General features: G+C 57.0%; 23 protein-coding genes. 7 read left to right on the top strand and 16 right to left on the bottom strand.

The genetic code is table 11. The features are described 5' to 3' along the window. Positions 1–11 precede the first annotated feature (11 nt). The gene (locus HH1059_RS08735; protein WP_109962877.1) at positions 12–857 is read right to left on the bottom strand and encodes an Rpn family recombination-promoting nuclease/putative transposase; all 846 of its coding nucleotides are present in this window, start codon (positions 855–857) and stop codon (positions 12–14) included. A gap of 68 nt (positions 858–925) precedes the next feature. Next, positions 926–1,243 carry a hypothetical protein gene (locus HH1059_RS08730; protein WP_109962876.1) on the bottom strand — a complete coding sequence of 106 codons (318 nt, stop codon included), beginning with the start codon at positions 1,241–1,243 and terminating at the stop codon, positions 926–928. 1,175 nt (positions 1,244–2,418) lie between these two features. Here HH1059_RS08730 and lgt point away from each other — a divergent pair. Both lgt and HH1059_RS08720 read left to right on the top strand, forming a co-directional pair. Then, the gene (lgt, locus tag HH1059_RS08725) at positions 2,419–3,207 is read left to right on the top strand and encodes a prolipoprotein diacylglyceryl transferase (RefSeq protein WP_096409818.1); all 789 of its coding nucleotides are present in this window, start codon (positions 2,419–2,421) and stop codon (positions 3,205–3,207) included. A 92-nt stretch (positions 3,208–3,299) separates the two neighbouring features. Then, positions 3,300–4,157 (top strand): universal stress protein, encoded by an 858-nt coding sequence (locus HH1059_RS08720; protein WP_096409817.1) that lies wholly within the window; start codon positions 3,300–3,302, stop codon positions 4,155–4,157. Between the two features lie 96 nt (positions 4,158–4,253). Here HH1059_RS08720 and mnhG read toward each other — a convergent pair whose 3' ends face one another. The 7 genes from mnhG to HH1059_RS08685 are packed head-to-tail and all read right to left on the bottom strand — an operon-like array spanning position 4,254 to position 10,008. After that, positions 4,254–4,634 carry a monovalent cation/H(+) antiporter subunit G gene (gene mnhG / locus HH1059_RS08715; protein ID WP_096410391.1) on the bottom strand — a complete coding sequence of 127 codons (381 nt, stop codon included), beginning with the start codon at positions 4,632–4,634 and terminating at the stop codon, positions 4,254–4,256. A 4-nt stretch (positions 4,635–4,638) separates the two neighbouring features. Beyond that, entirely contained in the window at positions 4,639–4,911 is a 273-nt protein-coding gene (locus HH1059_RS08710) for an MrpF/PhaF family protein (RefSeq protein ID WP_096409816.1), read from the bottom strand. Further along, on the bottom strand, positions 4,911–5,384 hold the full coding sequence (locus tag HH1059_RS08705; protein ID WP_096409815.1) for a Na+/H+ antiporter subunit E: 474 nt from the start codon (positions 5,382–5,384) through the stop codon (positions 4,911–4,913). Before HH1059_RS08705 ends, HH1059_RS08710 begins: the two co-directional genes overlap by 1 nt. Further along, positions 5,381–6,895 (bottom strand): Na+/H+ antiporter subunit D, encoded by a 1,515-nt coding sequence (locus HH1059_RS08700; RefSeq protein ID WP_096409814.1) that lies wholly within the window; start codon positions 6,893–6,895, stop codon positions 5,381–5,383. The genes HH1059_RS08705 and HH1059_RS08700 overlap by 4 nt, the downstream gene beginning before the upstream one ends. Then, complete coding sequence (locus HH1059_RS08695) at positions 6,892–7,239, bottom strand: Na+/H+ antiporter subunit C (protein ID WP_096409813.1); 348 nt, start codon at positions 7,237–7,239, stop codon at positions 6,892–6,894. Before HH1059_RS08695 ends, HH1059_RS08700 begins: the two co-directional genes overlap by 4 nt. 4 nt (positions 7,240–7,243) lie before the next feature. After that, positions 7,244–7,675, bottom strand: a complete 432-nt coding sequence (locus tag HH1059_RS08690) for a Na+/H+ antiporter subunit B (RefSeq protein WP_179948785.1) — start codon at positions 7,673–7,675, stop codon at positions 7,244–7,246. Beyond that, entirely contained in the window at positions 7,675–10,008 is a 2,334-nt protein-coding gene (locus HH1059_RS08685; protein WP_096409811.1) for a putative monovalent cation/H+ antiporter subunit A, read from the bottom strand. The genes HH1059_RS08690 and HH1059_RS08685 overlap by 1 nt, the downstream gene beginning before the upstream one ends. 143 nt (positions 10,009–10,151) lie before the next feature. On the opposite strand from HH1059_RS08685, the gene HH1059_RS08680 reads away from it, so the two are divergent. Further along, positions 10,152–11,588: a DUF1631 family protein gene (locus HH1059_RS08680; RefSeq protein WP_096409810.1), complete on the top strand. Its 1,437-nt coding sequence runs from the start codon at positions 10,152–10,154 to the stop codon at positions 11,586–11,588. Next, the gene (locus HH1059_RS08675) at positions 11,585–12,307 is read left to right on the top strand and encodes a lysophospholipid acyltransferase family protein (protein WP_096409809.1); all 723 of its coding nucleotides are present in this window, start codon (positions 11,585–11,587) and stop codon (positions 12,305–12,307) included. The genes HH1059_RS08680 and HH1059_RS08675 overlap by 4 nt, the downstream gene beginning before the upstream one ends. Position 12,308: 1 nt before the next feature. Here HH1059_RS08675 and HH1059_RS08670 read toward each other — a convergent pair whose 3' ends face one another. Continuing rightward, complete coding sequence (locus tag HH1059_RS08670) at positions 12,309–12,854, bottom strand: DciA family protein (protein WP_096409808.1); 546 nt, start codon at positions 12,852–12,854, stop codon at positions 12,309–12,311. Between the two features lie 89 nt (positions 12,855–12,943). On the opposite strand from HH1059_RS08670, the gene secA reads away from it, so the two are divergent. The 3 genes from secA to HH1059_RS08655 are packed head-to-tail and all read left to right on the top strand — an operon-like array spanning position 12,944 to position 17,690. Then, positions 12,944–15,886 (top strand): preprotein translocase subunit SecA, encoded by a 2,943-nt coding sequence (secA, locus tag HH1059_RS08665; RefSeq protein WP_096409807.1) that lies wholly within the window; start codon positions 12,944–12,946, stop codon positions 15,884–15,886. Then, positions 15,887–17,095 (top strand): bifunctional glutamate N-acetyltransferase/amino-acid acetyltransferase ArgJ, encoded by a 1,209-nt coding sequence (argJ, locus tag HH1059_RS08660; RefSeq protein WP_096409806.1) that lies wholly within the window; start codon positions 15,887–15,889, stop codon positions 17,093–17,095. Then, positions 17,076–17,690 carry a thiamine phosphate synthase gene (locus tag HH1059_RS08655; RefSeq protein ID WP_096409805.1) on the top strand — a complete coding sequence of 205 codons (615 nt, stop codon included), beginning with the start codon at positions 17,076–17,078 and terminating at the stop codon, positions 17,688–17,690. The genes argJ and HH1059_RS08655 overlap by 20 nt, the downstream gene beginning before the upstream one ends. 13 nt (positions 17,691–17,703) lie before the next feature. On the opposite strand, the gene zapD is transcribed toward HH1059_RS08655, so the two are convergent. From zapD to HH1059_RS08625, 6 genes are all read right to left on the bottom strand, one after another. Further along, positions 17,704–18,489, bottom strand: coding sequence for a cell division protein ZapD (gene zapD, locus HH1059_RS08650; protein ID WP_096409804.1), 786 nt, complete (start codon positions 18,487–18,489; stop codon positions 17,704–17,706). Positions 18,490–18,594: 105 nt separating this feature from the next. Then, the gene (gene coaE / locus HH1059_RS08645) at positions 18,595–19,203 is read right to left on the bottom strand and encodes a dephospho-CoA kinase (RefSeq protein ID WP_162549469.1); all 609 of its coding nucleotides are present in this window, start codon (positions 19,201–19,203) and stop codon (positions 18,595–18,597) included. 5 nt (positions 19,204–19,208) lie between these two features. Beyond that, a complete protein-coding gene (locus tag HH1059_RS08640) occupies positions 19,209–20,108 on the bottom strand; it encodes a prepilin peptidase (RefSeq protein WP_096409802.1) in 900 nt (299 codons plus the stop codon). A 37-nt stretch (positions 20,109–20,145) separates the two neighbouring features. After that, positions 20,146–21,345 carry a type II secretion system F family protein gene (locus tag HH1059_RS08635; protein ID WP_096409801.1) on the bottom strand — a complete coding sequence of 400 codons (1,200 nt, stop codon included), beginning with the start codon at positions 21,343–21,345 and terminating at the stop codon, positions 20,146–20,148. After that, positions 21,342–22,499, bottom strand: a complete 1,158-nt coding sequence (locus HH1059_RS08630; protein ID WP_096409800.1) for a GspE/PulE family protein — start codon at positions 22,497–22,499, stop codon at positions 21,342–21,344. Before HH1059_RS08630 ends, HH1059_RS08635 begins: the two co-directional genes overlap by 4 nt. Positions 22,500–22,735: 236 nt before the next feature. After that, positions 22,736–23,392, bottom strand: a complete 657-nt coding sequence (locus tag HH1059_RS08625) for a rhomboid family intramembrane serine protease (RefSeq protein ID WP_096409799.1) — start codon at positions 23,390–23,392, stop codon at positions 22,736–22,738. Between the last annotated feature and the right edge of the window lie 22 nt (positions 23,393–23,414).

Below are 23,414 nucleotides of genomic sequence, written 5' to 3'. Positions count from 1 at the left end.
CAAAATAAGTGTTAGCCCTGCTGTTCAGCACGCAGTTGAGAAACTTGCTCCTGAGTTAAGCCGGTTGCCTGGGCGATCTGTTCATCGGTTAGTGCGTTAATTTCGATTAGGTTTCGGGCGGTTTCGGCGTTAGCCTCTTGTCGTCCTTCTTGTCTAGCCTCATTGAGCTGCGAAACCTCGTCGCGTAGAGCCCGTTCTCTGACGAAAGCGAGCCGGCGGGCTTCCTCGTCAGCACTTAGTTCACGAATGCGGCTCATGGCACGTTTTACTGGTTCGTGGGCAATCTTGGCCATGGTCAACTCCTCCCGCCAGTGGGTGAAAAATGTAATCCAGGCACGCAGCGGGCCCTCAGGTAGCCCTAAACGATCGGCCTTATTAAGTTCGATCAGGTTCATCTGCAAGATGTTCCCGAGCGTGACCTCGGGCTGTCTCTCATCGCGCATCTCAAAGCGCCATAGCGCCTGCTCAAGCTCGGCCTGATTTGCCGTAAAGAGGTCAAAATCAAGCAGGTGCAATCCTACTGCGGCTCTTAGTTGCTGGTAGTCCTCACCAGCGCCAAGCTGCAAGCCGAGTGTGCGGGCCAGGTAGAAGAGCCCGCGCTTGTGCCAAGCTCCATAACGGCGCACTTGTATCTCGACATTGTAGCAGTGCCCTTGCCCATCGCGAGCCAGGACATCGAGGATTATGTACTTGCCGGTTAACTCATTCGGTTCAATATTGGGGTTGAGGACCTCAACGCTGGCAATATCGGGCAGATCTGGGCGCAGGTCGTTGATCAAATCTACTAACAGGTCTGGTGCTTCGGCAAAGAGGCGTTTGAAGACGTAGTCGTTAGTAGGGGAGAGTAGTTCGGCCATTTAAATAGAGTACTTAGAGCTAGCCACATAGATTTAGATGGCTCAGTTTAGCACAGCTACAAGAGGTGCTATTCCTGCCGTTCTGCACGAAGCTGAGCTACTTCCCCCTGAGTTAAGCCGGTTGCCTGGGCGATCTGTTCATCGCTTAGTGCATTAGTTTTTATAAGGTTTCGGGCGGTCTTCTCAGCGCGCAATCGCTCTCCTTTTTCCAAGCCAATTTGCTCGCCTTTTTCCAGGCCTTCTTGTCTAGCCTCATTGAGCTGCGAAACCTCATCGCGTAGAGCCCGTTCTCTGACGAAAGCTAGCCGGCGGGCTTCCTCGTCGGCCCTGAGTTCACGAATGCGGCTCATGGCGCGTTTTACTGGTTCGTGGGCAATCTTGGCCATGGTCAACTTCTCCCTCCGGTAATAAATGTGTCCACTACTCGCATTATGCCACCATATAGTTCACATCCTGATAACCACTAGCTGCTAAATTTCAGAAAATTCCCATATAAATAGGGAACTTTTCCCATTGGCCAGGTTACGATTTGGGAGTAGTATTGCTCCTGCATTCGGGGCATGGAAGCCGCCCCCACCGCGCCGCGCAGGAAGCGCATAGCACCCCTTGGCAGTGGTCAAAGCACATGGATGTGTGCGATCTGCTTTAAGGTCAGGGCAAAGGATTGCCAGGCGCGGCTAGGGGCATGTCGAGACAAGGAGGCGTGAAGGATTGCGCTAGTCAGGGCACGGATGCTGGCAATGGGATGGGCGCGCTAGGGATGTGTGGGCAGGGAAGCTGCCATCCCTGGCGCCTCGTTTTATTTAGCCTGGTATAAAAAATACTCTAGCTCGGGCATGAGCTTCCTTGTATACCCCGCCTGGCACGCTGATAACCGGACAAATTAAACCGACTAAGAGCGTTTAACCTGGGATAATTTTGACAGCCTCCAGCCTCCAGCCTCCAGCCTTAGTGGCCCTCCCTCCCCCGATCTCGTGCCTTTAGCGAAGCAGCGTTACGCAGCCAAAGAGCCCCGTAGGGCGCTCGCATGGATGCGAGCGCCGGCTGTGCGCGCAAGGATGCGCGCTTCAGCCGGGCTTGGCGGAGTAACGCGATAGCGAAGCGATCGGCACGAGATCGGGGGAGGGAGGGCCACTAAGGCTGGAGGCTGAAACGCTGGATTTCGCGCTTCAGCCGGGCTTGGCGGAGTAACGCGATAGCGAAGCGATCGGCACGAGATCGGGGGAGGGAGGGCCACTAAGGCTGGAGGCTGAAACGCTGGATCTCGCGCTTCAGCCGGGCTTGGCGGAGTAACGCGATAGCGAAGCGATCGGCACGAGATCGGGGGAGGGAGGGCCACTAAGGCTGGAGGCTGAAACGCTGGATTTCGCGCTTCAGCAGGGCTTGGCGAAGTAACGCGGCTGCGGAGCGATTGGCACGAGGTCGGGGGAGGTAGGGGCCATTCGGGGGTAAGCCAGGAACCACAAAGAGCTGAAACCTCGAGCCCTAACCCCAGAAACTAAACAACCAAAACAAGATACTGCTAAAATCCCCGAACAGCCACAACCACCAAACACACCAAATGCTAACCTACCCCAACATCGACCCAATAGCCCTCGAAATAGGCCCCGTAGCCATCCACTGGTACGGCCTAATGTACATCGTCGGATTCGCCGCAGCTTGGGGACTGGGAAGATGGCGCGCCAAAAGAGCCGATAGCCCCGTCACCCCACAACAAGTAGACGACCTAATCTTCTTTGGCGCCATCGGCGTAGTACTAGGCGCTAAAATTGGCTACCACCTATTCTACAACTTTACCGGCCTGCTCAACGATCCCCTCGCCCTACTGCGCCTCTGGGAAGGCGGCATGTCCTTCCATGGTGGCCTAATCGGCGTAACCCTGATGCTCGTCCTCTACGCCTGGCGCCACCAAATAGACTTGCTGCGCCTCGCCGACTTCGGTGCTCCTCTAGTCCCCATAGGCCTAGGGGCCGGGCGTCTGGGAAACTTCATCAATGGCGAACTCTGGGGCAGGGCCAGCGACGTACCCTGGGCAATGGTCTACGAACCACTCGGACCTGAACCGCGCCACCCCTCGCAACTCTACCAAATGGGCTTAGAAGGCATAGCCCTCTTTATCCTCCTCTGGTGGTTCTCTGCCAAGCCCCGCCCCCGGGGTGCCATTGCCGGACTTTTCCTTGCCGCATACGGCATATTCCGCGGCTTCGTGGAGTTTTTCCGCATGCCGGATGATCATATCGGCTACCTTGCTTTCGGCTGGCTGACTATGGGGCACTTGCTGACGCTGCCGATGATATTGATTGGCTGCGGCCTAATCTGGTGGGCATATCGCCAGCGCCTTAAAAACTAGGTAAACTGCCGGAGAAAACAAAGCCAAAAAACGATCCAGAAAAACAACTCAGAAAAGCGAAGCAGAGAAGCTAACAGACAAAGGAACAGATTATGCTCAACAAGATACTCTTCGCCAGCGACCTATCTGAGCGGGCTGAGAGGGCAGGGCAGCGAGCGGCGCAGCTGGCCGAGCAGTTCGATGCCGAACTGGGAGCTGTGCATGTCATTGAGAGCAGTTTCCCCGGCCTCTCACCTGCTGTTAGTAGCTCACCAGATCCGGTCTCAATATTAAGCGCTGTAGCTGAGCAAAGGCTTCAGGAGAGCACCCCTGGTTATCGAGCTACGCCACGGGTCCTGATCGGCGATACCGTAGGTGAGCTGGTCCGCGCTGCCGATGAGGACAACGCCGATCTGTTGGTAGTCGGAGCCCACGGCAAGCAGCAAGTCAAGGAATGGTTATTGGGTACTACTGCCGAGCAGCTGGTGCGTCATGCTGAGACACCTACACTAGTTGTCCGTCGGGATAGCGAGGAGCCATACCAAAAAATAGTGATGGCAACCGACTTCTCAGATTGTGCCTTGGCCGCCTTGCATAAAGCCGCTGATTGGTTCGCCGAGGCCGAGATGCATATCATCCACGTCCTCGAAACCGAAGCGCTGGATAGGATGCGCGCTGCTGGGGTGAGCGAAGATCGCGTCCATCAGCACTATGTTAAGCTCCACAAAGAGGCACAGGAGCGGTTGAACAGCTTTGTCACTGAGGCTGGTCTGGCTCCTGAGGCGGTTAAGTTAGAGGTCCACGCCGGTCATCCGAAGACAGTTACCGTTAACGCCATTGAAACCCTTGATCCGGATCTGGTTGTTTTGGGTAACCACGGCCGTGGCCGGTGGGGTAATGTGCTGCTAGGCAGCTTGGCGACTCGTCTGCTCCACGAGTTACAGACTGACATACTGATGGTGCGCGACTGATTAGGCAATTATAGACTAGATGGCGCGGCGCCATCCGCTCTTACGCCTTATTCAGTCCCATACGGACGCCGAGGATCGCCAAGCATCTTCAAGGATCTATCGCCGGCGCTTTGAATCCTCAGTGAGGCCACTATCGAGGACATGGCTCTCCGGGTCATAGCGATCGCGCAGTTCATCTTTGACAGTTCCATCACACAGCGGAACGCCGACGAAATAGCCGGCACGACCGATCACATGTGCGGCTACCGGTGCAGTGAGCACAATAAATACAATAATCACCAAAGCCCTGGCGGTAATCTCGACGTCTGCGAAGTGGACTGCGACTGCAGCAATGGTCAGCGATGCACCCAAGGCCCCGGCTTTAGTGGTGGCGTGCATGCGCGTCAACAGATCAGGCAGTCGCAGTGCACCTATGGCCGCTATAAGCATCAGACCCCCGCCGAGCAGGAGAAGCAACGCGGTAAAGGCTTCTTGCAGCATCTCAGTCATCTCGGGGCCCCCCTTTCTCCAGATAGCGGGCGAAGCCTACGGCAGCCATGAAGGCGAGTAGCGCCAGGACTATGGCTACATCAATGAAATCATCGACGCCGGTGTGGATCGCGTAGACGGCAATAAAGCCCACTAACAGTGATGCGATCAACTCCAGGGCAACGACCCGATTGGGCAACATGGGTCCTTTCATCAGCCTGATCAGTGCCAGTACCAAGGCTACCGAGAGCATGGCAAATACCAGATAGGCGGCGATCTCGACCATCAGCGCATCACCTCCAGCACCCGCCGCTCAAGCTCTTTGATCTCCTCGAGCAGCTCAACCTCGTCGTAGATATACATGGCATGTATGTAAAGCACTTGGCGATCAGTGGAGACGTCCAGTGAGAGTGTCCCCGGTGTCAGGCTAATCAGGTTGGCGAGCACCGTGATCTCGCCGTCAGTATGCGCCTCCAGGGGGATGGCGATAACGCCGGGGCGGATTCCCCACTCCGGGGTTAGAACATCGTAGGCGACCCGCGCATTGGCCTTGATCATCTCCCATATGTAGAAGAAGACGAAGCGTATGAATCGGGGCACCCGCTGGGCATAGCCGGCGAATATGGGGAACTGGACCTGCATCATAGCTATCGCTATATAGCCCAGTATTAAGCCGAACAGGGCGTTGGGTGCCGTAACGTTGGCTGTCAGGACCAACCAGATAACGGCCAGAACAACATTCAGGGCAAATGGAATCACGATTGACCCTCCCCGAGTACCGCTTCTATGTAGACCTGCTGATCAAGCAGCTGCTTGGCCGACGCCTCGGCAAGCTCGTAGAGCGGTTGCGCGTAAAGGCCGATGAACAGCGTTAGCGCAGCAAGACCGATTATCGGCAGGTAGAGCTTCCACAACTCCGGGTCTGGTCGCTCACCGGTAAGTGCCCCGGTATCGCTGACATGTTCGGGCACACCGTGCCAAAACGCCTCGCCCCAGATCTTGATCATCGAGTAGAGGGTGAGCAGACCGGTGAGCAGGGCGACAAATACTATACCCCAAGAGGCCTCTTCAACACCGGCGCGGATGACCAAGAATTTTGCTAGAAAGCCGGATAGCGGCGGTAATCCGGCCAGGGAGAGCGCCGGTACCATGAATAAGAAACCGAGGAACGGCCTATGCTTGTAGAGGCCGCCGAGATCCCGCAATTCATAGCTGCCAAGCATGCGATAGGCGGCACCAGCAACTAAGAACAGATTGGTTTTGACGATGATGTGGTGAGCTATATAGAAGACGCCACCGACTATCGCCAGCGGGGTGAACAGTGCCAGCCCCATGATCATGTAACCAATCTGGCTGATAATGTGAAACGAGAGGATGCGCCTGACCTCAAACTGGGCCGCAGCACCTAGTACGCCGGTAAGCATGGTTAGGCCGGCGCCCCAGAGGAGGATCTCGTGGGTGAAATCGACCTCATGGGTGAAGATCAGCGTGAATACCCGGTAGAGGGCGTAGACGCCGACCTTGGTCAGCAGACCGGCAAAGAGCGCTGAGACCGCCACCGGCGGGGTATGGTAACTCGCCGGCAGCCAGAAAAATAGCGGAAATGCCGCCGCCTTGATGCCGAACGAGACCATGTACATCATCGCCAGCACTGTCACCAGCCCCGGCTGATCGACGTCGGCGAGTTTGACCGCGATGTCGGCCATGTTCAGGGTGCCGACCAGGCCGTAGGTGATACCTACCGCCGAGAGAAAGATCATCGATGAGAGCAGGTTGAGGGTAACGTACTTGATCGCCCCTTCCATTTGCGCCCGTTCACCGCCGAGGATGAGCAGCGCAAACGAGGCGACTAGCATTACCTCAAACCAGACATAGAGGTTAAAGATGTCGCCGGTCAAAAAGGCGCCTGCAACGCCAGCGAGAAGCAGGTGTAGCAGCGGCCAGTGGCCAAAGTGCTCATGGCCGCGCGGGGTGGTCGCCGTCGAGTAGATGGCAGTGGCAAACCCCATGATGCCGGTGAGCACAGCCATGATGGCACCGAGTAGATCGGCGACTAGGGTGATGCCAAACGGCGCCTCCCAGTCGCCCATGTGCATCACCACTACGCCTTCATGCCAGACTGTGTGGAGCAGCCATAAGGTGCTAGCGAGCAGGGCGCCGGTGCCGATGACACCGAGCCAGCGCTGCAGCACCACATGGCGATGGACGGCCAGCGAGATGGCCCCCATCAGCAGCGGTAGCAGTACGGGTATGGCGACTTCTGGCATCACGTATCGGTATCCTTCATCTGGTCGAGATCATCGGCTTGCACTACCTGATAAGCCTTGTTGATCAGCACCAGGGCGAATGAGAGAACGCCGAATGCGATCACAATAGCGGTCAGGATCAGTGCCTGCGGTAGCGGGTCTGCAACTGCGCCGACCGGTCCCTCAGCATCAAGGGGAATCAACGGCGGTGCGCCCCGGGTTAGCCCTGCCGCGGTGAAAAAGAGCAGATTCGCGGCGTTGGATAACAGGATCAGGCCAATGATCAGTTTGACTATTGAGCGACGCAGCATCATGTAGACTGCGGCGGCGAACATTATCCCGACGAGTACGGCCATTAGAGGTTCCATCGGCCTACTCCTCCTCTTCCGCTTCCGCGAGAAAGATGACGATGGTCAGTACCGAGCCGATGACGGTCAGGTAGACACCAATATCGAAGATCAGCGGGGTATTGATGCTTACCTCACCGATTAGTGGGATATATGGGTACCACCACAGCGCGGTGAAAAACGGCTCGCCGATGAAGATAGGCGGCACCGCTGCCAGGGTCCCAATAACTAGACCAACGCCAGCGATGGTACGGGGGTCAACCCGCAGTAAGGACTGGGTTGCGGCGCCACCGAAGGCGAACAGGTAGAGTATGAACGCGGCTGACCCGATCAAGCCGGCGATAAAGCCACCCCCCGGCAGGTCGTGACCGCGCAGCAGCATAAATATTGAGAATATCAACTGCAGCGGGAGTAGCACCCGCGCCATTGTCGAAAGGATGAGCGAGCCGGCTTGGATCATGACTCCTCTCCTTCTTCCTCTTGCCGGCGGCGATCCTGATTCCAGCTGCCGGTGGTGTACTTGAGCATGGCAAATACCCCGATTGCGGCGAGGGCGACGACAAATATCTCACCCAAGGTGTCAAGAGCGCGGTAATCGACCAAGATGACATTGACGACGTTATGGCCGTGCGCCAACGGCACACTCTGTTCTAGATGGTATTGCGAGATAGGCTCGGCGAACTGATAGTCGATTGTTACCAGCAATAAGGCTGTCACCAAGACGCCTAGGACCCCGGCCACCGCGGCATCGCGCAGACGCTGCAGCGGCGTGGAGAAGTTCATGAACCCAGGCAGCCGGAAGAGTACCAGCACCAGCAGGATCACGGTCAGCGTCTCGACCAGGATCTGGGTAATGCCCAAGTCCGGTGCACTGAACAAGATAAATAGCAGGGCTATAGCGAAGCCGACTACCCCTATGGCGGCAACCGAGCCGAGCCTTGAGTCGGTGCGGCAGGCAAATATGGCTGCCGCGACTAAGACACCGGCGACAATCCACTCATAGAAACGGACATCAAGCGCCGAGGCGAAGCTGCCATCGAATCTGGTTATGAGTGTATAGCCCACCAGAACCACCAGAGTCAGTACGGTAGTGGTTATGTAGTGGCGTAGATAGCCGTTTTGAAGGATACGGGTCTGCCAGTCAGCCGACCAGACCATTCCGTCCATCATCTTCTCATAGCCGGCCTCGGGGCCGCGCTCATGGAGCCAGTCAAAGCGCGCCATGAATCCGCGTACACGCTCCCAGTTCAGGTAAATAATGGCGCCGACGAGGATCGCAAAGAGCGACAGGATCAAGGGTAGGTTTACGCCGTGCCAGAGGGCGAGGTTGGCCTCAATGGGTTCGCCGGCTAGCGATGAAGCGGTTGCCGCGATTAGGCTCTCGCCCGGAACCCCTGGAGCCAGGCCGAAGAATAGCCCGAGCAGGCCGAGCACCGCCGGGCCGGCGAGCATGCCATAGGGCGGCTCATGGGGCTGTTTGGGGGTTTCACTCAGCTCTCCGTAAAACGGCCGTACCGCGACGATGGCGGCGACGGCCACTACCAACACTGCGGTGGCAGTGGCCATGACAGTCAGCAGGGTGGCTAAATGTGGCGCAGCTACCACTGATTCAAGCATCAGCTCCTTGCCGATAAAGCCGAACAGCGGCGGTATACCTGCCAGCGATAGCGCTGAAACGGCTGCGGCGATGGCGGTCAAGGGCATTGCCTGCACCAGCCCACGCATCTTGGTTACGTCTTTGGTGCCGGTCTCGTGATCGAGAGCCCCCGCCACCATGAACAAAGAGCCCTTATAGAGTGAGTGGGCAAGGAGGAAGGCGCCGAAGGCGATCATTGCCTTCTCAGTGCCGATGCCGGCGAGCATGGTCAGAGTGCCTAAAGCCATCACAGTGGAGTAGGCGAGTACGCGCTTAATCTGAGTGCTGCGTACGGCAAGGTAGGCGCCGGTGAGCATGGTTACCGCGCCAAAGAGTGAGCAGATGATTATCCACGCCTCTGTGGCCCCGATGGCCGGGTGGAGGCGAGCAAGCAGATAAACGCCAGCCTTTACCATGGTCGCTGAGTGAAGATAGGCGGAGACCGGCGTCGGTGCGGCCATGGCATTGGGCAGCCAGAAGTGGAAAGGCCACTGGGCCGATTTGGTGAAGGCGCCGATGAGAATCAGCAGCAACAGTGGCAGATACCAGTCGTGCTCGCGGATTACATCGCCGTTATTGAGCAGCTCGGTGATGGTATAGCTGTCGCCCGCAACGGCCATCATGATGAACCCGGCGAGCAGGGCCAGACCACCGCCAAAGGTGACTATCAAGCCCTGCAGGGCGCACTTGCGAGCATACTTGCTCTCATGGTCGTAGCCGATCAGCATGTAGGAGGTGATGCTGGTCAGCTCCCAGAAGATGAACAGTGCGATCAGGTTATCGGAGAGGACCAGGCCGAGCATTGAGGCCATGAACGCCAGCATATGGACGTAGAAGCGCGGTTGGCGCTCGTCCCCGGCGAGGTAGTCGCTGGCGTAGATGAGTATGAAGGTGCCGATGCCGCTGATTAGCAGGGCAAAGAGCAGCGATAGGCCGTCAACGTAAAAGGAGAGGTCCAAATCCAGGCCGGGTGCCCAGGTATAGTGGAAGTGGGCCGTATCACCTGCTGTGATCTGTGGCAGGAAGGAGGCGAAATAGACCGTTAGCACTGCCGGCAGCAGGGCGTAGAACCAACCTGCGCGGTCTCCTAAACGGTGATGGAGCCACGGCACCAGAGCTGCGAGTATGAATCCAGAGATTACCGCTAATAGCATTCGAGGCCGAACTCCTGACGGTCTCGTCGGGTAGACATTGACGCGGCAAGATACCCTATTTTTTTGTCGTCAGCAAGGTAACTTGTTCAGATTGCAGGCGAAGGGTGGTATTGTTTGGGGAGTAAGGAGGGCAGTGCTAGGCCATGGGAAGAGCAAGTGAAGACAGCAGAGTTGTATACCTGACCAGGCGCGATGACGGGCTCGGATTTGGCGTCCCGTATGCCGTTGAGAGATTGCGCCGGGAGATGGAAAAGCACTTGGTAAGTGCCCTGCGCAATGCCTTGGCGCGTGCTCAGGAGCTCTTCGCCCAAGCCTGTGAGCGTGGCGAAGGCTCTGCTCAGTTGTTGGCGGAATACCGTAAATCCGAGCTTAGTTTCCGGCTCCATCGCCACGATATGGAAGAGGTGCTGCGAGCTGGGATAGACTTTCGTTTCCGGGCACTGATCGATCCGCAACTTACACAGCCTACCGTTGTGGCGCCTGATGCCAGCAGCGAACAAGTCTTCGTCGAGCGCCTTTGTCGCCACTTAATTAGCCAAGCGCATAGCTCTTCCGAGCTGCTCGGCAAGTTGATGGGGCGCGGTGCCGTTACCCCCGACAATAGCCCTTTGCACCCAGAGCATGTGGCCGATTTGTATTTACGTGTCGGCCATATGGCTCAGATTGATGCCCATCACCATCGCCTGGCCTTAGACATCCTTGCCGAGGAACTCGAGCAGCTGCTGCCGCAATTCTACCGTGCTGCCTATTCAATATTGGCTGGTGAAGCTGGTGAGCAGGGCACGCCCTCCTCAGGCGATAGCGACACCGAGCAGACCGCTGCGGCTAGTCAAGAGGTCGATTTTGTTGCCCGGGCAAGACGCAGTAGGCAGAAGGTGGAGCAGGGCCGCGCTAGGGTTGAGCGCGAGATTGAGCGCTGCCTAGCTGGGCGCAGAGTTCCCCCAATGGTGGAGCAGCTGATCAGGGATAATTGGGCACGATTGTTGCTTCTAGTCTACGTAGGAGAGGGGCCTGATTCGGATGAATGGGTGCGCAATTGTGCTGTTATGGAACGCCTGGTCTGGAGCTTTCAGGCGCCCTATGACGAACTCGCCCGGCAACGCCTGGTGCTGGAGATTCCGCTGCTGCTCCACGAGCTTACCGATGGCCTATATTTGGTTATGCAGGAGCCGATCGAGCTGACAAAGATACTCCGTGCTTTGGAAGGGGAATATCTTAAGTGCTTGATTGAGGATGACCCTGAGCTTAGGCGGATCAGCGCTAATGATGAGCCTGGCGATAGCTCTCCTCGGCCTGAAGATTTCGGTTCTCTGGATAAACTCGCTGAGGGCACTTGGTTTGAGTTTAACTGCTTTGCAGATGATCCGCTGCGAGCCCGCCTAGCTGGCAAAGACGCCAAAGGTACCATGGTGTTTTGTGATCGAGCCGGCTTTAAGGTTCTGGAGCGCACGCCAGAGGAGCTTGCTGGGTCTATTGCTAAGGGCGAGGCTAAGGTTCTCGATGATGAAAAGCTGCTTGACGCTGGCCTGTCACGAGTGATGAGGCGGTTGTGCGATCGGAGGTTAGGCCACGGCGAATGATCCTCTTACGCCACATCTTTGCAGCACTGATCTGCCCCCTGATTTTGCTCCACCTGGTGAGCGGTTTTTTCTGGGTTGGTGGGGCAGCGCTTGGCTCTACGCGGGCCGGTAGAGCGGCGGCGACTGTGTGGAGTAGGGCCTTGTTGATCCTATTTGGAGTGCGCCTGCACCAAAATGGTAAACCGCTCAAGGGTGCGTTATGCGTAGCCAATCATCTGTCGTGGCTGGATATCGTCGCCCTGAAGGCGAGTTTTGACGCTTGTTTTTTAAGTAAGGCCGAAGTTAAGAGTTGGCCCATTATTGGCCTGGTTGCCTCCTGGTTAGGTACTTTATTCATTGGGCGCGGCGCTAACGGTGCCGCAGAGCGGGCGACGCAGCAAATTGCTGAGCGTTTGCGGGCAGGTGAAACAGTCATTTTTTTTCCTGAAGGGCGGATTAATCAGGATCGTGGCCTGCTGCCTTTCCGTCCGCGGTTGTTTAAGGCTGCCTACGACGCGCAGGCCCTGGTTCAGCCGGTAGCTATTCGCTATCTGAGTGCTAATGGCGATTTGGGGCACCTTGTGCCTGAGTATAATATGTTAAAGAGCGTGTGGTGGTTGGCAGGCAGGCGCGAAGTTGAGGTTGAGATTACCTTCCTCGAGCCGCTTGAGCCCGCTGATAGGCCGCGCCGGCAAATAGCCGATGAGTCGCGGGCTCGGGTTGCGCGGGCTTTGGGTTAAGCTAGCGCCGCGATGCTAATCGCTCAAAGGCTGCCCGTAGTCGCGGATCGGCGGTGGCAGAGGCGGCTCGTTGTAACGTTCGGCTGGCCTGATCGCTTATTGGCCCTGGTGGCTGTAGGGTGCTGCGTCGCTTACTCTCCCTGGCGACCCGAATACTCACCCGGTGCGGTCGCGGCGCGCCAATGCGCTGCGCTGTATCCTGCAGCAAGCGCGAGAGGTAGCGTAGTCGCGTTGCCCAGCCTCCACTTTGGGCTACCAACACCATCTCCTCTTCATCCAGCCGGGCCAGGTGCCAGCGCCCGCGCATCTCGTCGGGGAGAGCGAACTGCATGCGCCGACGCAGGCCGTCGAGTTCGCGGGCATGATCGATTAGGGATTTGAGGGTCCCTGGGTTGGAGTTCAAGCGTGGTGCTAGCCGGTACAGCTTGCCTTGGCGCGACTCTAGGGCCGGTTTAATGGTCAGTGCAGGTGGTCGTGAAGCCGGTTTGGGGCTGTTTTTGGCGGCCTGCGTCTGTGTTCTTGCGGTGCCTCCAGCTGATTTAGACATCAGTTCTTAGTCTCCACCATTACCAATCAAGCGCCATTATCTGTATCCTGTGGGCATCAAAATCGCCGAGCGAATGTGACAAACGAACTATGCTACAGACTATAATCAAGAGAGTTTTTGGAACCCGCAATGACCGCGCCCTGAAGCGGCTGCGTAAACGCATCGCTAACATCAACGAGTTGGAGCCGCAGATCCAGCAACTTAGCGATGAGCAACTGCGCGCCAAAACCGATGAATTCAAACGCCGCCTGGCTGCCGGTGAGACCCTTGACGATATTCTCGAAGAGGCGTTTGCCGTCGTCCGTGAGGCCTCCAATCGTACTTTGGGTCTGCGCCATTTCGATGTCCAGCTGCTCGGCGGCATGGTGCTTCACCAAGGTAATATAGCCGAGATGAAGACCGGTGAGGGCAAGACCTTGGTCGCCACCCTGCCGGTCTATCTTAACGCACTCACCGGGCGCGGCGTCCATGTGGTTACCGTAAACGATTATTTGGCGCGCCGCGATGCCGAATGGATGGGCAAGATCTACCGTTTTCTCGGTATGGAAGTCGGGGTTGTGGTCTCCCGTCAACCGCGCGAGGAGAAGGTCGCAGCTTATCAGGCCGACGTAACCTACGGCACAAATAACGAGCTGGGCTTCGACTATCTGCGCGATAACATGGCCTTCCGCAAGGAAGATAAGGTGCAACGCGACCTCTACTATGCCCTCATAGATGAGGTCGACTCGATCCTTATCGACGAGGCGCGAACCCCGTTAGTTATCTCTGGCCCTGCTGAGCAGCCGGGTGAGTTATACGAGGCGATGACTCGGGTGGTGCCCAAGCTCGAGCCTCCTGAGCGCCAGGCTAGCCCGGATGATGAAGAGGAGCCACCGGGCGACTACCAGATTGATGAGAAATCACGCCAGGCCTTCCTTACCGAGCAGGGTCACGATCATGCCGAGCAACTGCTGCGTGCCGAAGGGTTGCTCGGTGAGGGGGAGTCGCTCTACGACGCCCGAAATATCAATCTGGTGCACCATTTGACCGCCGCGCTGCGGGCGCACACGGTGTATCAGAAGGATGTTCACTATCTGGTACGTGACAATCAGATCGTTATTGTCGACGAGTTCACCGGTCGGGCCATGCCGGGGCGGCGCTGGTCGGATGGCCTGCACCAGGCGGTGGAAGCCAAAGAGGGGGTTCCGATTCAGGCCGAGAACCAGACCCTGGCCTCGATTACCTATCAGAATTTCTTCCGCCTCTACGAGAAGATCGCCGGCATGACCGGTACCGCCGATACCGAGGCGTTTGAGTTTCACCACATCTATGGACTGGAGGTGTTGTCAATACCGACCCACCAGCCGATGGTTAGGGAAGATAATAACGATCTAGTCTATCGCACCAACGAAGAGAAGTTTGATGCCATAGTCGCTGATATCAAGGACTGTGTCAGCCGCGGTCAGCCGGTGCTGGTCGGCACAACCTCGATCGAGGCCTCAGAGCGGGTCTCCAGTGCCCTCAAGCAGGCAAATATCGACCACAATGTCCTCAATGCCAAGCATAATGAGAGCGAGGCGCAAATCATCGCCGACGCTGGGCGCCCGGCGACGGTAACTATAGCTACAAATATGGCTGGTCGGGGTACTGATATTGTCCTCGGTGGGAATCTGGATGCTGAGTTGGCAGAGCTTGGTGAAGACGCCGATCAACAGGAGATCGCTAGGCGCAAGGAGCAGTGGCAGCAACGTCACGATCAAGTGGTTGAGGCCGGTGGCTTACACGTTATCGGCACCGAGCGCCATGAGTCGCGGCGGATAGATAATCAGTTACGTGGGCGATCCGGGCGTCAAGGCGATCCGGGTTCGACACGTTTTTATCTCTCGCTGGAGGATCCGCTGCTGCGCATCTTTGCCTCTGAGCGGATGTCGACAATGATGCAGCGCTTAGGCATGGAGCATGGCGAAGCCATAGAATCGAGGATGGTGTCGCGGGTCATCGAGAATGCCCAGCGCAAGGTTGAGGCGCACAACTTTGATATGCGCAAGCACCTGCTCGAGTTCGATGATGTCGCCAATGACCAGCGTAAGGTGGTCTACGAGCAGCGCAATGAACTGCTTGATGCGGACGACGTGGCCGAGACCTGTGAGGCGATCCGGGAAGATGTTATCGATAAGGTGATATCTGAATATATCCCGCCGGGGTCGATAGATGAACAGTGGGATGTTGCCGGCTTGGAGAAGGTCCTGGCTGATGAATTCGGCCAGCCTATGCCGCTCCAGCGTTGGCTTGATGAAGACGATAGCCTGCATGAGGAGACCTTGCGTCAGCGCATCCATGATGAGGTTGAGAAGGCCTATCAAGAGAAGGAGCAGCAGGCCGGCAAGGAGGTGCTGCGCCACTTCGAGAAGGCGGTAATGCTTCAGGTGCTCGATAAACACTGGAAGGAGCACCTTGCCGCTATGGACTATCTGCGCCAGGGGGTTAGCTTGCGCGGCTACGCGCAGCGCAATCCCAAGCAGGAGTTCAAGAAGGACGCTTTTGAGATGTTCCAGCGGATGCTGGAGGGGCTCAAGCGCGAGGCGGTAGCGGTCTTGCTGCGGACCAAGGTTCAGGCTGAAGAGGACGTGGAGGCGCTTAACGAGGAGCGTCGGCGAGAGGCTGAGCGCCTTGAGCAGTTGCGCCAGAATGCAGCCGATGGCAGCGCCGCGGCAGCTGCCGGCCGCGGCACTGGAGTAGGGGCCGCCCTGGGCATGAGCCCTGGGGCAAGCGCCGCCGCCTCAGGAGACGGTAGGCAGACAGCTGGTAGTGGTTCGGCTGGACAAATGGGCAGTGCCACCGCTGGTGGTACTACTCGTGCTGATGTTGCTCAGGCGCGGCCGCGCTCGGCTCAGCAAGACGGTAACCGGGCGCAGTCGAGTGCGGGCCAGCAGGGCCAAGGTGGTGCAGCGACCAGCGATACGGTGGTGCGTGAATCACCTAAGGTCGGCCGTAATCAGCCCTGCACCTGCGGCTCGGGCAAGAAGTACAAGCACTGCTGCGGGAAGTTGTAGATGAGCCCTTGTCAACATTCCATCACTCCGCAGCCGGTCGCCGGCGTCCGCGTTGGTAGTGTATGTGCCGGTATTAGGCAGCCTGGACGGCCAGATTTAACCCTTATCGAGCTAGCCGCGGGTAGTAAGGCTGGTGCTGTCTTTACCCGCAATCAGTTCCGTGCCGCGCCGGTATGGATAGCTGAGCGCCATCTTAGCAGTAATGCGCCGCGTTACCTGCTGATCAACACCGGTTACGCCAATGCCGGTACCGGTGAGCGTGGCGAACCGGATGCCCTGGCCTGTTGTCGGGCGGTGGCTGATAATTGTAACTGTGCCCCTGAGCAGGTGATCCCTTTTTCTACCGGCATTATCGGTGAACCATTGCCGGTCGAGCGGGTGGCAGCGGCCATCCCTAATGTCTGCGCCGATCTGCGTGAGGATGGCTGGGAAGATGCTGCCTGGGCTATCCATACAACCGATACTCGAGCTAAGCAGGTTAGCTTGCACTTCGAGCTTAGTGGCGGGCCCTGTACCATTACCGGCATAGCTAAGGGGGCGGGGATGATCCGTCCGAATATGGCGACCATGTTGGCTTTTATCGCCACCGATGCCGGGCTGAGCGATACTGCTCTCGATCGAGCACTGCGCCACTCGGTCGGCCTTTCTTTTAATCGGGTTAGTGTCGATGGGGATACATCGACTAATGATGCCTGTCTGCTCGCAGCTACCGGTGTGGGTCCTGAAATCGAAGGAGAGGGTGCCGATTTTGAGCGTTTTCAGGCGGCCTTGGATGCTGTCTGCATCGATTTGGCGAAGGCTATAGCCGCTGATGGCGAGGGCGCATCGCGCCTGGTGGAGGTCGAGGTGCGTTCCGCGGTAAGTAGTGCCGAGGCGGAGCAGGTTGCCTTTACGGTAGCGGAATCACCGTTGGTCAAGACTGCTCTAGCAGCTGCTGATCCAAACTGGGGCCGAGTCTTGGCAGCGGTGGGGCGGGCAGGCATTGCTGATCTTGATGTCAACCGACTGCGCCTTTTTTTTGGCGAGCAGCTTATCGCTGAACATGGCGGCCGCAGCAACAACTACGATGAGGCAGCCGCCGCAGCTGAGTTGGCGCGCCCTCAAGTAGCGGTAACCATTGATTTGCAGCGCGGTAACTCTAACGCAACTGTCTGGACTTGCGATTTGACCGCCGAATATGTGCGAATAAATGCCGAGTACCGGAGCTAGATTGCCTGCAAGTGCTGGGAAACCTCGACAATTACCCGACTTCTATTTAATTACTCCTACTCAGCCCGATGACTGGCAGGCGTGGCTGGATCTGATAAGACGCTCGTTCTTTGATCCGGGGGTCGGCTGGTTGCAGATGCGCCGACACGACCTGGATGATCAATCTTTCCTGGAGCTTGCCACCGAGCTATATGCTCTATGCCGGGAGAACGGCATCCCTATGCTAGTTAATCGCGAACCGTGGCTTGCCGAACAAATCGCAGCAGATGGTCTCCATTTGAGCGAAAGTAGGCTCTTTGAAAAGGGCATAGAGCAGCGGTTGCGGCCTTTTGCCTGGGTTGGAGCCTCCTGTCATGGCGTCGAGTCGTTGCAGCGTGCTGCTGACATAGGTGTCGATTTTGCAGTCCTCTCCCCGGTGCACTCGACGCCTAGCCACCCTGGACGTCAGCCGATCGGTTGGCAGGGATTCGCCGCTACGGTAGCTCAGGTGGATTTGCCGGTCTATGCCCTCGGCGGTGTTGCTGCTGCAGACTTGCATACCGCCAAGGTGCACGGTGCTCAGGGCATTGCAGCGATTCGCGGCCTATTGCCGTGACTCACCAATCCCTCTATAGCGAACAGAGGGCGAGTTGAAAGTTGATGTTATCATGCACGGCCTGAGGCCGGGTCATAGTATCTGGTTGACGCAAGAAGCGGATGGTTATCAAATGCCGGTTGCCGCTTATCTCCGGTATTACCGTATCGCTGCAGGTGACGCGCAGGCGCAACATCTGAATTTGCGCTTCGTCATACGGGGTGCGCCTCTGCCAGGCCCCCTTCTCCGCAATCTCAGAGCTGAACGGCTGAGCTTCGCGCTGTACGCGTAAGGCGAACAGTACCGCTGCGCGCAGATCGGCGAAACTATCGTACCAGCGTTGCATGTCGGCAAGTCGCTGTTCATAGGGGCGAGAGAGCCAGCGGTGGTAGCTGGGCAAGTCAAAGCTGCAGGTGCCTGCCCCAACCCCGAAGCGCTGCGAAATCAGTGCGAGCAGTTCATCTTCACGCAGAACTCCGCCCAAAGCAGCATCGGGTTCGCCTACGCGGCGCAGCAGTCGGCGGCACTCGTCAACATCTGCGCTAGTGCCTTGTTCGGGAGCTCCGCCGGTGCTACTCAAACGGCTGAGATTGCTGCTTAACCGGTCGAGCTCTTTGATAACTTCTGAGCGTACCTCGCCGCGATCGAGAAGTTGCAGTGTATGTATAAAAGCCTCAACAGCCGTGCGGCTGTCAATGCTGTCGCGCCTTTGCATAGCAGTGCCGGCGGTCTCGATAAGGAACTCCAGGCGCAGTAAGGTACGCATGCGCTCGTTAAGTGGGTGCTCATAAGTTACCCAACTGTCTGAATTATCGTTCATGGCATTCCTCTGTGAACAGTTTTTTCTGCCCGGCAGTTGTGCGCGCGGTTGTCCCCATAGTAGCCGCTTGGGATGGTGTTTGCGCCCCTAGGCGGCCAACCGCAGCTAGTTGGCACGTGCGGCAAGGGTATACTCATAGTGTAGCCGCATAACCGCCAGCTCTAAATCGCTCATACTGCCTTCATTATGTATTATTTGATCGGCTTTGGCTTGCCTTTGTGAGCGACTCGCCTGGCTCTTGATTCTTTTTTGTGCCTGAGTGGTGGTAATGGCGTCACGAGAGGTTATTCGCTTTAATTGCTCCTGCTCGCTTATATCTATAACTAGCACCCTGTCCATATCTTTTTCCATGCCGGTTTCAATCAGTAGCGGTATCACTAAGATGGCGTATGGAGCCGTTATTTGCTCCAATCTAAGAGCAACTTGCTCCATTATCAGCGGGTGGAGTATCTGTTCAAGCCTTTTTCGGGACTGCTCATCGCTGAAGATCAAATTGGCTAAATAAGCCCTGTCCAGTTCGCCGTTGGCTTTAATAGCGGCCTCGCCGAACTGCTCTTGAATCCTTTGCAGACCCTCAGTGCCGGGTTCCACGACCTGGCGGGCGATGATGTCGGTATCGATAATTGGTGCGCATCTAGAGGCGAACAGGTTAGCAATGGTTGTTTTACCGCTAGCTATGCCACCGGTGAGTCCGATTTTGAGAGGTTTTCTCATGGTTTTCAGTATATTTGTGGCCAGAAACCTATGGGATCGCCAAACACCAGCAGATACCATCCGGCGGCTGCCAGCATCGGCCCGAACGGCATGGCGTTGTGCAGAGGCCGAGAACGCAGGGCCAGGGCAAGCGCCAAAACCAATCCGGCTGAGGCGGCAAGCAAGACTAGCATAGGCAACGCTTGCCAACCTAGCCAAGCCCCAAGGGCTGCGGTGATTTTGAAATCACCATAGCCCATCCCCTCGCGCCCGGTTAGCAGCCGGTGACCTTGATATATCAGCCACAGAGAGAGGTAACCGATAACTGCGCCGAGTATTGCTGCTTCCGGGCTTGGCGCGGTTGCTGCAGAGGGCGCGACTGCACTCCAGAGCAGACCAGCCCAGAGCAGTGGGATGGTTAAACAGTCGGGAAGTAGATAGTGCTGGTAGTCAATTGCCGCTGCGGCTAGCAAAGTCCAGGTCACCGCCAGAATGACTGCTGCTTCGGTTGTCGCACCACACACGGCTACCACTGCTGCGGCAGCGGCGGCACTTAGTAGTTCTAGGGTTGGATAACGCAGTGATATGGGCTGGGAACAGCCGCGGCACTTGCCTTTTTGCAGCAGGTAGCTAAGCAGCGGAATGTTCTCCCTTGCCTTAAGGGTTTTATAGCAATGCGGGCAGTGGGAAGGAGGCCAGTGTAGATGGTAGACACATGATTGGGGTGTCGTGTCGGTGTTTTTGCCGTCGGCGGTTCTATCGGATTCGTCTAGGCGGAGAATATTCCTGGCCTCACTATCCCAGTGGAGGAATAGAATCTTGGGTAGCCGGTGGACTACTACGTTTAGAAAACTGCCAACTATTAGGCCAAGGATTGCTGCAGAGCCGATCCAAACCCAAGGGGGGAGTAAATGCGAGTAATCCATGTGGTTTTTGCTGAGCCGAAGTGTCTTTAGGTGATAGCTAGTTAATAGTAGCACCAAGCTGGAAAATGGGTAGATACAGGGCAGCAACTATACCAGCGGTAACTATGCCCATGAATACAATTAGTGCTGGTTCGATCACTGCTGCACCCCGTTGGATTCTTTGTTCGAGACTTTGCTGATGTTCGTTAGCACATATGCCGAGCATCTCGCCGAGTCGACCAGATTCTTCGCCGATCGCGATTAGTTGAGCGCTGCTTCGTGCCTGCGGCAAGTAGAGCTGAACTGCCGGGGCGAACCTCTCGCCGCCGCCAATGGCCCTCTCTATGTGCTCAAGCGATTTGGCAGTAGCGGTGCACTTGCAGGTGCGGGAGGCAAGCGGAAGTGCTTCGAGAAGCGCTATGCCGGCACCTAAAAGACGCGATAAGGTGCCGTACCAGCGAGACATATTGGCATCATTAACAATCCCTGCACTCCATGGCAGTCGACCCAGCAGATCATAGGCGGCATTGCTGTGCGGGTAAAGGCGTCGATAGAGTAAGGCGGCCGCTAGAGTGATACCCAGCAGGGCGATTAGAACAGGCAAGCTAGCTGCAAAGATATCTGCGGCCCCCATTACCAGTCGAGTTGGGATGGGCAGGTCCTGATTAGCCTGGCCAAAGGCCACTTCAAAGCGTGGCACCACAAAAAGCAGCATCATGGTTATCAAGGCTGTTGCGGCGCTGGCTACTACGGCTGGGTAGGTGGCGGCTCGACGCAACTGGGCGACCAGATCTGCTTGTCTGTCGAGTTCATCTGCCACGCCTTGGAGGGCGCTGATAATGTCGCCGCTGCGTTCTCCGGCCTGGAGAATCGCGAGGTGAGTACTGCTTAATCCGGGCATGGCGTTGCCTAGAGCTAGAGTTATGCTGTGGCCGTGTTCAACACCGTGACGGGCGTCGCGTAGACCGTTACGCAGGGTTGGGTTGGGCTCCTGCGCAGCAATTATGCGCAGTGCCCGGTCGAGTCTAGTGCCTGCTTCTAGCACGGCCGCAATGCGGCGCAAAGTTGCGGAGCGTTTGCGAGGATTCTGTGCCTCACGGTAGCGGGTTGGTGACGGCCACAAGCGGCGGTGAATTGAGAGTGGCTCAATGCCACGCTGCTGCAGTGCTAGGTGGAGAAGCTGTGCTGAGTCGGCGCTGCAAGTGCCAGACAGCTCTTTACCCCGCCAATCGATGCCTCGCCAGTTATAGCTGCTCATAGCCAGGTCGTCGCGGTGGCGCGGCGAATTTCACTGGCTGTGGTTACCCCATCGCTTACAAGTCTCATGCCGGCAGTAGCAAGATCCTCAATGCCGAGGCGGTTCACGTGGGTGACTAACTCACGGGTGGTTTGTTCTGCACTTATAGCATCGCGGATCTGTTCAAACATTGGCAATGCTTCAAATACAGCTCGGCGTCCGCTGTACCCATCGTGACAGCAGTCCTTATGCGCCTTGGCGTTATACTCCGCCGGCTGCTCAGCAACTAGACAATCTTGTTGCTGGCTAGGAAGTGCCGTATTGCATTGCTGGCAGCGGCATCTTACCAAGCGCTGCGCGATTATCAGGCTCAGGCTGGAGGCTAGATCGTGGTAGGGAATGCCCATGCGGGCGAGTCTTTCCACAGCGCCCACAGCGCTGCGGGTATGCAGAGTGGATAGGACTAAGTGGCCGGTTTGTGCCGCTTTGACGGCTATGGACGCTGTTTCCGCATCGCGAATCTCCCCGATCATGATCACATCAGGGTCTTGGCGCAAAAACGCGCGTAGGGCTTCAGCAAACCCGAGTTCAGCACGACGGTTTACCCCTACTTGGGTAATGCCGGGGGTGCTCATCTCGACCGGGTCTTCGACTGTACAGATGTTGCGTTCAGGGGTGTTTAAGTGGCGCAAGGCCGCATGCAGAGTGGCGGATTTGCCGGACCCGGTAGGTCCGGTGACCAGGATCAGGCCCTCTGGTCGGGCGAGGGCCTCCTCAAATCGGCGTTGTACCTCAGGTGCTAGGCCGAGTTCGCAGATATCTCGGGGCCCGTGTTGCTCAATCAGGCGCAGGACGAGTTTCTCACCATTGTTGGCAGGGCAAGTTGAGGTGCGAAACTGGACGTATTTGGCTTTGCCTAGGGCTACCTGCAGTCTGCCGTCCTGAGGTTGGCGGCGCTCTGCCACATCCATGCCAGAGAGGAGTTTCAGCCGAGCTATGATCCGCTCGCTAAGATTGCTCGGTGGTGGTTCCGCCTCGCGGAGGAGGCCATCGATGCGTAGCCTTAGTCGGCAGTGGTCATGTTCGGGTTGCAGGTGGATATCGGAGGCACGACGCGCTACAGCATCGGCTATCATTCGTTCAACAAAGCGAACGGTTGCGCGGTCATCGTCCATGATGATTCCTCGTGTTTCAAAGGTTTTTGCTAAAAGGTCCTATCGGACGCCTCTAAAATCTTCCCCGGAGGAGCCAGTGTCTGCCCCGGTGTGGAGGACGCCGTGAATCCATCCCTGGAGGCTTCACGGCGCCATTCCCTGGCGCCAAGACCTACACACCGGGGCAGATAATGGCTCCTCCGGGGAAGTTCTTAGAGATACCCTATCGGTCTTAGATTAACCGCCCCTGTGCCGCTTTACCAGTAGAATTTCGGATATTTTGGTTTAATCGGCAATTTGCCTCGCCAGTACTGGATGGTAAAGAACCCTATAACCATGCCGCCAAGATGGGCGAAGTGAGCAATGTTGGCTTGGGTGCCGGAGATCCCAGCGAACAGCTCGAATGCCCCATAACCGATCACAAAGTACTTTGCCTTGATCGGGATTGGCGGGATGAGCAGGATTAAGCGTTGGTTGGGGAACATCATGCCGAAGGCGAGTAGAATGCCGAATACGCCTCCAGAGGCGCCTACAGTGGGGTAAATGTTCCCCTCGCCGGCCGCCTGCGTGGCAACAAAAAGCTGCACTAGTCCGGCGCCGATGACGCATATAGCAAAATATTGCGCCATGGTCCGAGAGCCCCAAACCCGTTCCAGTTGGGTGCCGAGCATCCACATGGCGAAGAGGTTGACAAACAAGTGGAGTAGGCCGCCGTGCAGAAAGGCGTAGGTAAATAGTTGCCAGAACTGAAAGTCGGGGATACCGGTTAAGGCTTGATCGTGCAGTGGCCAAAGAGCAAAAAGGGTAAGTAGCAGCTCGTGGCCGATGGTCATCTGCAATCCGAAGATCAACAGATTAACTATCAGTAGAAAGCCTATTACTGGCGGCATGTTGGATTCTGATTGCGCGTACATAGCGAACACTCTGGTGCACGAG

Source organism: Halorhodospira halochloris (assembly GCF_002356555.2).
GTDB classification, from domain to species: Bacteria; Pseudomonadota; Gammaproteobacteria; order Nitrococcales; family Halorhodospiraceae; genus Halorhodospira; species Halorhodospira halochloris.
Note: the sequence above shows the minus strand (reverse complement) of the source record. Positions and strands in the feature narration are given on the sequence as shown.

Excerpts from the sequence above, each read along its gene's own strand:
- HH1059_RS08675 (WP_096409809.1), top strand. The coding sequence starts at position 11,585 with ATGATCCTCTTACGCCACATCTTTGCAGCACTGATCTGCCCCCTGATT.
- HH1059_RS08635 (WP_096409801.1), bottom strand. The coding sequence starts at position 21,345 with ATGAGCAGCTATAACTGGCGAGGCATCGATTGGCGGGGTAAAGAGCTG.
- lgt (WP_096409818.1), top strand. The coding sequence starts at position 2,419 with ATGCTAACCTACCCCAACATCGACCCAATAGCCCTCGAAATAGGCCCC.
- HH1059_RS08685 (WP_096409811.1), bottom strand. The coding sequence starts at position 10,008 with ATGCTATTAGCGGTAATCTCTGGATTCATACTCGCAGCTCTGGTGCCG.
- HH1059_RS08735 (WP_109962877.1), bottom strand. The coding sequence starts at position 857 with ATGGCCGAACTACTCTCCCCTACTAACGACTACGTCTTCAAACGCCTC.
- argJ (WP_096409806.1), top strand. The coding sequence starts at position 15,887 with ATGAGCCCTTGTCAACATTCCATCACTCCGCAGCCGGTCGCCGGCGTC.
- HH1059_RS08670 (WP_096409808.1), bottom strand. The coding sequence starts at position 12,854 with ATGTCTAAATCAGCTGGAGGCACCGCAAGAACACAGACGCAGGCCGCC.
- HH1059_RS08640 (WP_096409802.1), bottom strand. The coding sequence starts at position 20,108 with ATGGATTACTCGCATTTACTCCCCCCTTGGGTTTGGATCGGCTCTGCA.
- HH1059_RS08630 (WP_096409800.1), bottom strand. The coding sequence starts at position 22,499 with ATGGACGATGACCGCGCAACCGTTCGCTTTGTTGAACGAATGATAGCC.
- HH1059_RS08625 (WP_096409799.1), bottom strand. The coding sequence starts at position 23,392 with ATGTACGCGCAATCAGAATCCAACATGCCGCCAGTAATAGGCTTTCTA.
- HH1059_RS08710 (WP_096409816.1), bottom strand. The coding sequence starts at position 4,911 with ATGGTCGAGATCGCCGCCTATCTGGTATTTGCCATGCTCTCGGTAGCC.
- secA (WP_096409807.1), top strand. The coding sequence starts at position 12,944 with ATGCTACAGACTATAATCAAGAGAGTTTTTGGAACCCGCAATGACCGC.
- HH1059_RS08680 (WP_096409810.1), top strand. The coding sequence starts at position 10,152 with ATGGGAAGAGCAAGTGAAGACAGCAGAGTTGTATACCTGACCAGGCGC.
- coaE (WP_162549469.1), bottom strand. The coding sequence starts at position 19,203 with ATGAGAAAACCTCTCAAAATCGGACTCACCGGTGGCATAGCTAGCGGT.
- HH1059_RS08730 (WP_109962876.1), bottom strand. The coding sequence starts at position 1,243 with ATGGCCAAGATTGCCCACGAACCAGTAAAACGCGCCATGAGCCGCATT.
- HH1059_RS08720 (WP_096409817.1), top strand. The coding sequence starts at position 3,300 with ATGCTCAACAAGATACTCTTCGCCAGCGACCTATCTGAGCGGGCTGAG.
- HH1059_RS08655 (WP_096409805.1), top strand. The coding sequence starts at position 17,076 with ATGCCGAGTACCGGAGCTAGATTGCCTGCAAGTGCTGGGAAACCTCGA.
- HH1059_RS08695 (WP_096409813.1), bottom strand. The coding sequence starts at position 7,239 with ATGGAACCTCTAATGGCCGTACTCGTCGGGATAATGTTCGCCGCCGCA.
- zapD (WP_096409804.1), bottom strand. The coding sequence starts at position 18,489 with ATGAACGATAATTCAGACAGTTGGGTAACTTATGAGCACCCACTTAAC.